The organism is Stenotrophomonas sp. P5_B8 (assembly GCF_054049855.1).
In genome coordinates, this window is record NZ_JBFULO010000153.1 from 1 (window position 1) to 8394 (window position 8394).

Consider the following 8394-nt stretch of genomic DNA (forward strand, 5'->3'; position numbering starts at 1 on the left):
GCGGTCGCAAGGTCGAACTGATCGACGAGGCCGGCGGTCGCAAGGTCGAACTGATCGACGAGGCCGGTCGCCTGCGCGCGGATTACAAGGAAATGGCGCTGGAGGTGCAGGGCGAAGTCGTCGCGCTGTGGCCGCAGGTGACCAACGAGAACCTGTACGAGATCAGCGACCTGGCCGGTTACAAGGCGGAGTTCCTGCGCCTGTTCGGGTTTGGCGTGGAAGGCGTGGATTACGACGCCGACGTCGCCACCGACGTGAAGATTCCGAACCTGGTCGAGATGGCCTGATCCGGCGTGCCCGAACAGGCACGCGTGGGTTGCACTGCAAACGCCGGGATTACCCGGCGTTTGTCGTTTCAGTTCCAGCGCGGCGCCCGCCTGCCGTGAGCACCAACGCCAGCATCAGCGCGGCGCCGGCACAGCCGGCCGACAACCAAAGCACGGCGGTCAACCCAAGCCCGTCCACCAGCTGACCACCGCTCCACGATCCCAGCGCGATGCCCACGTTGAACACGCCGACATAGAGCGCGCTGGCAATTTCAACGGCCTGCGGCGCGGCCCGTATCACCCATGTCATCAGGCCAACCGACACCCCGCCATAGGCCAGCCCCCAGACCAGAAGCACGGCCGTGCCGCCGGCTGCGGTGTCGCCGAGGGTGAGGTACAGGAGCGGGGTGAGCAACAGGCCCATCGCAATGGCGGTGATCGTGGCTGCGGGGCGATGGGCCGCCGCGGTGCCGGCGATGAAATTGCCGACGATGCCCGCGATGCCGTAGCCGAACAGCACTGCGCCAACCCAGCGTGGATCCACGCCGGCCATGCTGACCAGTAGCGGCCGCACGAAGGTGAAGGTCATGAAATGCCCACCGACCAGCAGCAACGTGAGCAGCAGTCCTGCCTGCAACGCCCGGTTGCCCAGCTGCCCGCGCAACTGGTGCAGGGTAGGGGAAGACGTTACCGACAGTGTGGGCATCGCCACGAGATGCAGGACCAATACCGCTGCACTGAACAGCGCCATCGCGGCGAAGGCCCATCGCCAGCCGGCCAGGTCGCCGATCCAAGTCCCCAGCGGCACGCCCAGCACCGATGCCGCCGCGACGCCGCCGAAGATGATCGACGTGGCCAGCCCCACGCGTTCGGCCGGCACCAGCCGGGCAGCCAGGCCGCCGGCGATGGCCCAGATGCCCCCCATGCAGAACCCGACCAGGATCCGCGCGGCGAGCAACCAGCGGATGTCCGCCGCCAGCGCCGAGGCCAGGTTGGCGGTCACCAGCAGGGCCAGCAGCCCCGCCAGGATCCAGCGTCGGTCAATACCCCCGGCGCTGATCACCACGATCGGCGCGAACAGGGCCGCCAGCAGCGCAGGCAGCGAGAGGGTCAGCCCCACCGTGCCGGTGCTGGTGTCCAGGTGCTGGGCGATATCGGTCAACAGCCCTACCGGCAGCATTTCGGTGGTCACCACCGCGAAGGTGGCCAGGGCGGCGGCAACAACCGCCAACCACGCGCGTGGTGCATGCGGATGCGCACCGGGAAGCCTGTTCATCGTTCGGATCCTGCAGAAAGGGAGGGGGTCGTTGCGGCGGCGTCGCTTGCGTCGCGCGTCTGCGCGGGGAGGCGCTGATGCGCCCACAGCGCAGTGAGCGCCACCATGGCAGCGCCAGCGACGGCGACGACGAATGCGGCGCGCGCACCGCCGATATCCACGAGCTGGCCGGCGCTTGCCGCGCCTATCGCCACGCCCACGTTGAGCCCGGCCAGCAGCCAGGTCATGCCTTCGGTCAGCCGGTGCGCAGGCACGAGCCGCTCTACGATCGACATCGCTACGATCATGGTCGGAGCGAAGCACACTCCAGCCACCAGCACGGCCACCGCAAGCGCAGCGACGCTGTCCACCCGCAGCAGGGGCAGGGTGGACAGTGCGGTCGCCATGCCACCCAGCAACAGCAGCCGACGCAGTGGCCAATGCAGTGTGACCGCACCGAACAACAGCCCCGCCACGCACGAGCCCAGTGCATAGGCGGACAACACCACGCTGGCGGTGGCGGGAACGCCGCGCTGGTTGGCGAAGGCGACACTGGTGATGTCCACCGTACCGACAATGACGCCCATCGCGACCATCAGCAGCGCCAGCAGGCRCACGTTCCCCACGCTGATCGCCGACCCGTGGCGGTCGCCCGGGTCAACCGGCTGCAGCGGCGGTTCGCTGCCACGCTGCACGGTCAGCGCGGTGACGCCGAGCGCCAGCAGCACGGCGGCGGCGAACAGGCCCGCCAGCGGATCGATCGCCACCGACAGTCCTACCGCCAGCGGCGGACCGGCAATGAAGGTCACTTCATCCAGCACGGTTTCGAGCGAGTAAGCGGTTTGCAGACGTGGTTGCCCCCGGAACATCGCGGCCCAGCGCGCGCGCACCATCGCCGACATGCTTGGCATGCACCCGGCCAGCACCGCGCCGGCAAACAGCGTCCATGCCGGTGCGTGCCGCGCGGCCGCGGCGAGCAGCAGCGCCATGCCCAGCACACTGACCGTCGCGGCGACCGGCAGCACGCGCGATTGCCCGTGGCGGTCCACCTGGCGCGAGATCTGTGGCGAGAGCAGCGCGTAGGTGAGGACGAACGCGGCCGCCACGGTGCCGGCAAGGGCATAGCTGCCGCGCAGTTGCGCGAGCAGAGTGATGATGCCGATACCGGTCATCGGCAGGGGCAGTCGCGCCAGCAGGCCGGCCAGGACGAAGCGCCCCGTTCCGGGGGCGGCAAACAGCGTTCGGTAAGGGGCAAGCATCAACGTTCTCCAGGATTGCGCCATCGGCCGGCACGGGTTCATGCGCATACATACGACGCGTATGAATAAAATCCTATATACATACGTTGTGAATGTAAATAAACATACGAACCGTATGTAAGGAGTTGACCGGATGGCCCGCCGCACCCGTGCCGAGATGCAAGAGACCCGCGCCGCCCTGTTGGCCACCGCGCATGCGGTATTCACCACGCATGGCTATGCCGACGCCTCGATGGACGATCTGACCGCGCAGGCAGGGCTCACCCGTGGCGCGCTTTACCACCACTTCGGCGACAAAAAGGGATTGCTGCAGGCCGTGGTGGCGCAGCTGGATACCGCGATGGATGTCCGACTACAGACGATTTCGGCCACGGCTGCCGATCCGTGGGAAGGCTTTCGCAGCCGCTGCCATGCCTACCTGGAGATGGCCCTGGAGCCGGACATCCAACGCATCGTGCTACGCGATGCGCGTGCGGTCCTGGGCGGCGCATCACCGGAAGCGCAGCGCCATTGCGTCGCCTCGATGCAGGCCCTGCTCGAAAATCTCATGCGCCTTGGCGTGGTGGCGGACGCCAGCCCGCAGGCGCTGGCTTCGCTGATATACGGCAGCCTCGCCGAAGCGGCGTTCTGGATTGCCGAGGGACCCGGGGCGTCGGAACGACTGACGCACGCACAGGCCGCGCTTGATCTGCTGCTGCGCGGCTTGCTTGCCTCCCGTTAGCGGCCGGTCACGACGGCGGGCCGTGACCCGGCATCAGGCGAAATCGAAGTCCATCGCCGGACCGGCCGTGCCGACGAATTCGCCCTGCACGTAGTCCACCCCGGCACTGAACAGCAGGCTCATCGAGTTGGCATCGGCGACGAACTCGGCGATGGTGCGGATGTTGGCCGACTGCGCGCGCGCGGTGATTTCGCTGATCTTCTCGCTGTGCTCGCGGGTGCTGGCGACATCGCGGGTGAAGTCGCGGTCCAGCTTGAGGAACTGCGGCTGGAAATGCGCCAGCAGCTGGAACGAGTCCAGCCCCGAGCCGAACTGCTCCAGCCCGATCTGGCACCCCAGCGGCGCCACCTCGGCGAGGAACTGCTGGGCGTTGCGCAGGTGGGTGAACACCTTGGCTTCCGGGGCGTGCAGCCACAACCGCTCGCCCGGTACGCCGTGCGCCTGCAGTTCGCGGCGCAGGGTGGCGATCATCTGCGGGTCGTTGAACGATTCCGGGGTGATCTTGACCATCATGTAGGTCGGCTTGCCGGCACGCTCGCGCTGGCCGAGCACACCGATCGCATGGGCCACGACCCAGCGGTTGATGTCGGCCAGCAGGCCGTGCTCTTCGGCGATGCCCAGGAACGCGGTCGGGCTGAGCAGCTCGCCGTTGTTTTCCAGGCGCAGGTAGGCCTCGTACAGTTCCAGCGGTTCGCCCTGCAGGTTCAGTGCCGGCTGGTAGTGCAGCTGGAAGCCATCGCCGGCCAGTGCCTCGCGGATGCGCGCGACCCAGCGCTGGATGCGCTCTTCCTCAACCCGATCGACCGCGGCCGGATCGAAGATGCGGGTGGTGTTGCCCAGTTCGGACGCCGCCTGCTGGCATTCGGTGGCACGCGCCAGGACCTGGCCGATGCTGGCGATCTTCTCGCCGACCTGCACGCCGCCGATGCTGACGGTGACCGTGGCCGAACGTTCGCCGATGCTGAACACCTGCGCGGCGAAGGCCTCGCGGATCTGATCGGCCAGTGCCACGGTCTGCGCGTAGGCGCCTTCGGTCAGCACCGCGAAGCTGTGTTCGCCGAAGCGGGCAACCTGGGCCTGCTCGCCCACGCTGTCGGCCAGCACCCGGCCCAGCGCGCCGATCAACGCATCGGCCGAATCCAGCCCGATGTCCGGCAGCAGCCGTGCGTAGTGGTCCGGTTCGATCAGCAGCAGGCCGAACTGGCCCTCGCTGCGGCCGGCCTGGGCGACGGCGTTTTCGACATGCAGCATGAAGGTGGGGCGGTTGAGCAGGCCGGTGACCTGGTCGCGCTGGCGCAGGTCTTCGACCTCGCGGGCCAGCTCCGGGTCGAACTCCATGCGCCGGCGGCGGAACACCACCTGCAGGCAGGATTCGCCTTCATAGCTGGCCTGGGTGAACTCCATGGTCGCCGCGAACACCGCGCCATCCTGGTTGCGCGCGTCCACCTGGTACTGCGGCGGCGGCGCCTCGCCCTTGCTCATCGACTTCAGCAGCTGCTTGAAGCCGTCCACGTGCTGCGGGGCGACCATGTCCAGCAGCGAGATGCCTTCCACGTCGTCGAAGGAGTCGTAGCCGAACATCTCCAGGTACGCCTCGTTGGCGCGGATGTGCATGCCTTCATGGACGTAGGCGATCGGGTCGCGCGAGGAGGAAATCAGCGCATCGCAGCGACGCTCGGTCTCGCGCATCTGCGCCTCGATGCGGCGCAGCCCACGGCGCGCGTGCAGGTCGGTCCACTCGTTGCGCACCACCGCCAGCAGGTGTTCGGGGCGGTTGCGCAGGGCGATCGCACGGATGCCGTTGGCACCGGCTTCGACCCACTCGTTCTCATCGATCGATTCGGCCAGCAGGATCATCGGGATGTCCTTGCCGCTGGCCGCGATCTGCTGGGTCACCTGCAGCAGCGGGATGCTCTGCGCGGGGGCGACGAGCACCAGGTCGATCGGCTGGCTGCCCAGGATCTGGGCCAGCTCCTCGCTGTGCTGCGGGCGCGCCGGGCGCACGGCGATGCCGCTGTTGCGCAGCGTGCTGACGATGGTTTCAGCGTTTTCCCCGCTGTCATCCACGATCAGCAGGCGGACGGTGATGTCATTCGCGTTCTGCATTCACTACTCCCCGGACTGCAAACTTGATACACGATGCGTGTGGATACGTCCATGCGGCAGACGGTAGCCGGTCACGGATCCACGCGATGGTCAGACCACCTGGCCGGCGGCATGGCCGCTGGCCCAGGCCCACTGGAAGTTGTAGCCGCCCAGCCAGCCGGTCACGTCCAGCACTTCCCCCACGAAGTGCAGGCCGGGGACCAACTGCGATTCAAAGGTGCTGGAAGACACCTTGCGGGTGTCCACCCCGCCCAGGGTGACTTCGGCGGTGCGGTAGCCCTCGGTGCCGCTGGCCACCAACGGAAAGCCCTGCAACAGGGCGGCCGCCTCGCGCAGCTGCGGTTCGTCGATCTGCTTGACCGGGCGGTCCGGCAGCCAGTGCTCGCACAGGCGCAGCGCCAGCCGCCGCGGCAGCACCTCCGACAGCACCGTGCGCAGCTCGGCCGCGCCGCGCTCGGCCTTCATCCGGCGCAACCAGGCGTCCGCGTCCTGGCCCGGCAGCAGGTCCAGGCGCAGGTCGTCGCCGGGCTCCCAGAACGAGGAGATCTGCAGGATCGCCGGGCCACTGATGCCGCGGTGGGTAATCAGCATCGAGTTGCGGAATTCCACGTTGTTGCAGCGGGCGGTAATCGGCAGCGCCACGCCGCTGAGGTCGTTGAAACGTTCCTGGTGCTTGCCGCTCAAGGTGAGGGGCACCAGCCCGGCGCGGGTGGGCAGCACCTCGTGGCCGAACTGGCGGGCCAGCTCATAGCCGAAGCCGCTCGCGCCCAGGCTGGGGATGGAGAGCCCGCCGGTGGCCACCACCAGCGAGGCCGCATGGAAATGCCCCTGTGCGGTCTGCACGTGGAAGCCGTCGGCGCCGCGTTCGACCTTGGTCACCGCGCAATCGGTGCGCACCTGGACGCCGGCGGCCTGGCACTCGTCCATCAGCATGCGCACGATCTGCTTGGAGGAGATGTCGCAGAACAGCTGGCCCARTTCCTTCTCGTGGTAGGCGATGCCGTGGCGCTCGACCATCTCGATGAAGTGCCAGGGCGTGTAGCGCGCCAGTGCCGACTTGCAGAAGTGCGGGTTGGCCGAGAGGAAGTTGGCCGGGGCGGTGCCGGTGTTGGTGAAATTGCAGCGGCCACCGCCGGACATCAGGATCTTCTTGCCGACCTTGTTGGCATGGTCGATCACCTGCACGATGCGTCCGCGCTGGCCCGCCGTGAGCGCGCACATCAGCCCGGCCGCACCGGCCCCGATGACCAGCACGTCGCAGCGGATCACACTCACGCCTGCGCTTTCTGCTTGCGCCAGGTGGGGATGACGCTGAGCTGGGCCTTGTCGGATGTCAGCTGCACTTCGCCGTCCTGGATCTGCACGTCCCATTGCATCGTGCGTTCGATCTGCGCGCCCCATTCGGTGACGAACTCACCGGGCAGGTCCATCACGTCCAGCCCGGACAGCTTCTTCAGCGCCGAGGCGTTGCGGTCCCACCAGATATCGGCCGCGCGGCCACCATAGGTGACCAGCTGCACCGCGCGCGCGCGGCCGGCGGCCTTGCGCAGGCGCGATTCGTCCGGCTGTCCCAGCTCGATCCACAGCTCGATGTCGCCGGTGTAATCACGGCGCCACAGGTCCGGCTCGTCGTCCACGCTCAGGCCACGGCCGAATTCCAGGCGGTCGTCGGCGTTCAGCGCGAACGTCAGCAGCCGCACCATCAAGCGGTCATCGGTCTCGGACGGATGCTGGGCCAGGGTCAGCGTATGGCTGGCGTAATAGCCGCGATCCATGTCGCTGATCTGCAGTTCGGCCTTGCGGATGGTGGCGGTGAGGGCCATGGGGATACCGTAAACAAAGAGCGCCATGATAATGGGTGTGCCATGACCCCGTCCGATCCGATTCCCAGCGCCATCGCCGCCAGCCGCCTGCAACTGCCGCCGGGCGAGTGGGCGAGCCTGCTGGACGGGCTGTGCGCGCGCTTCCCGCGCATCGAGCGGGCGCAGTGGGAGAGCCGGTTCGCGCGCGGGCGGGTGCAGGATGCGCAGGGCAGGGCGCTGGCGCCGGACCGGCCGTGGCAGGTAGGGCTGGAGATCCTGTATTTCCGCGAGGTGGCCGACGAGCCGGCGATTCCGTTCCTCGAATCCATTCTCTATCGGGATGCGGACCTGCTGGTGGCCGACAAGCCGCATTTCCTGCCGGTCACGCCGGCCGGGGGGCATGTGCGGGAAACGCTGCTGGCGCGCCTGGTCGCGCGCACCGGCAACGCCGAGCTGGTGCCGCTGCACCGGCTGGACCGGCTCACCGCCGGGCTGGTGCTGTTCTCGACCCGGCCGGCCACGCGCGACGCCTACCAGCGCCTGTTCCGCGAGCGGCGCATCCACAAGACCTACCAGGCGCTGGCGCCCGCGCTGCCCGCGCTGACGTTCCCGCTGGAGCGGCACAGCCGACTGGTGCCGGGCGATCCGTTCTTCCGCATGGACGAAGCGCCCGGGGAGCCGAATGCGCGGACGCGGATCGAGGTGCTGTATGCCGACGGCCCGATCTGGCACTACCGGCTGCAGCCCGAAACCGGGCGCAAGCACCAGCTGCGCGTGCACATGGCCGCGTTGGGTGCGCCGATCGTGGGCGACGATCTGTATCCGCAGCTGTGCAGGGTGGGGCCGGAGGAGGTCGAAGCGCCGCTGCAGTTGTTGGCGCAGGGGTTGGCGTTTGTCGATCCGTTGAGCGGGGCGCCACGGCAGTTCGCGAGCGAACGCCAGCTCGAGCAGCACCCCGGGTAGTGCCGGCCGCTGGCCGGCTCCC

General features: G+C 68.2%; 7 protein-coding genes and 1 pseudogene. 3 read left to right on the forward strand and 5 right to left on the reverse strand.

The features are described from left to right. Nucleotides 1-287: pseudogene (locus tag ACXJKH_RS10340) on the forward strand (bifunctional NADH-specific enoyl-ACP reductase/trans-2-enoyl-CoA reductase); the annotation flags it as partial. A gap of 49 nt (nt 288-336) precedes the next feature. On the opposite strand, the gene ACXJKH_RS10345 reads toward ACXJKH_RS10340, so the two are convergent. Both ACXJKH_RS10345 and ACXJKH_RS10350 read right to left on the reverse strand, forming a co-directional pair. After that, nucleotides 337-1542 carry an MFS transporter gene (locus tag ACXJKH_RS10345; protein ID WP_457319363.1) on the reverse strand — a complete coding sequence of 402 codons (1206 nt, stop codon included), beginning with the start codon at nt 1540-1542 and terminating at the stop codon, nt 337-339. Further along, complete coding sequence (locus ACXJKH_RS10350; RefSeq protein WP_457319364.1) at nt 1539-2780, reverse strand: MFS transporter; 1242 nt, start codon at nt 2778-2780, stop codon at nt 1539-1541. Before ACXJKH_RS10350 ends, ACXJKH_RS10345 begins: the two co-directional genes overlap by 4 nt. A gap of 133 nt (nt 2781-2913) precedes the next feature. On the opposite strand from ACXJKH_RS10350, the gene ACXJKH_RS10355 reads away from it, so the two are divergent. Further along, nucleotides 2914-3501 carry a TetR/AcrR family transcriptional regulator gene (locus ACXJKH_RS10355; protein WP_457319365.1) on the forward strand — a complete coding sequence of 196 codons (588 nt, stop codon included), beginning with the start codon at nt 2914-2916 and terminating at the stop codon, nt 3499-3501. Nucleotides 3502-3534: 33 nt separating this feature from the next. Here ACXJKH_RS10355 and ACXJKH_RS10360 read toward each other — a convergent pair whose 3' ends face one another. The 3 genes from ACXJKH_RS10360 to ACXJKH_RS10370 all read right to left on the reverse strand — a co-directional run bounded on the left by ACXJKH_RS10360 (nt 3535) and on the right by ACXJKH_RS10370 (nt 7430). Then, the gene (locus ACXJKH_RS10360; RefSeq protein ID WP_457319366.1) at nt 3535-5607 is read right to left on the reverse strand and encodes an EAL domain-containing protein; all 2073 of its coding nucleotides are present in this window, start codon (nt 5605-5607) and stop codon (nt 3535-3537) included. 90 nt (nt 5608-5697) lie between these two features. Further along, nucleotides 5698-6882, reverse strand: coding sequence for an NAD(P)/FAD-dependent oxidoreductase (locus ACXJKH_RS10365; RefSeq protein ID WP_457319367.1), 1185 nt, complete (start codon nt 6880-6882; stop codon nt 5698-5700). Next, the gene (locus ACXJKH_RS10370) at nt 6879-7430 is read right to left on the reverse strand and encodes a YaeQ family protein (RefSeq protein ID WP_256773990.1); all 552 of its coding nucleotides are present in this window, start codon (nt 7428-7430) and stop codon (nt 6879-6881) included. Before ACXJKH_RS10370 ends, ACXJKH_RS10365 begins: the two co-directional genes overlap by 4 nt. Before the next feature lie 42 nt (nt 7431-7472). Here ACXJKH_RS10370 and ACXJKH_RS10375 point away from each other — a divergent pair, with 42 nt between their 5' ends. Beyond that, entirely contained in the window at nt 7473-8372 is a 900-nt protein-coding gene (locus ACXJKH_RS10375; RefSeq protein ID WP_457319368.1) for a pseudouridine synthase, read from the forward strand. Nucleotides 8373-8394: the final 22 nt, after the last annotated feature.

Excerpts from the sequence above, each read along its gene's own strand:
- ACXJKH_RS10345 (WP_457319363.1), bottom strand. The coding sequence starts at position 1,542 with ATGAACAGGCTTCCCGGTGCGCATCCGCATGCACCACGCGCGTGGTTG.
- ACXJKH_RS10370 (WP_256773990.1), bottom strand. The coding sequence starts at position 7,430 with ATGGCCCTCACCGCCACCATCCGCAAGGCCGAACTGCAGATCAGCGAC.
- ACXJKH_RS10360 (WP_457319366.1), bottom strand. The coding sequence starts at position 5,607 with ATGCAGAACGCGAATGACATCACCGTCCGCCTGCTGATCGTGGATGAC.
- ACXJKH_RS10375 (WP_457319368.1), top strand. The coding sequence starts at position 7,473 with ATGACCCCGTCCGATCCGATTCCCAGCGCCATCGCCGCCAGCCGCCTG.
- ACXJKH_RS10355 (WP_457319365.1), top strand. The coding sequence starts at position 2,914 with ATGGCCCGCCGCACCCGTGCCGAGATGCAAGAGACCCGCGCCGCCCTG.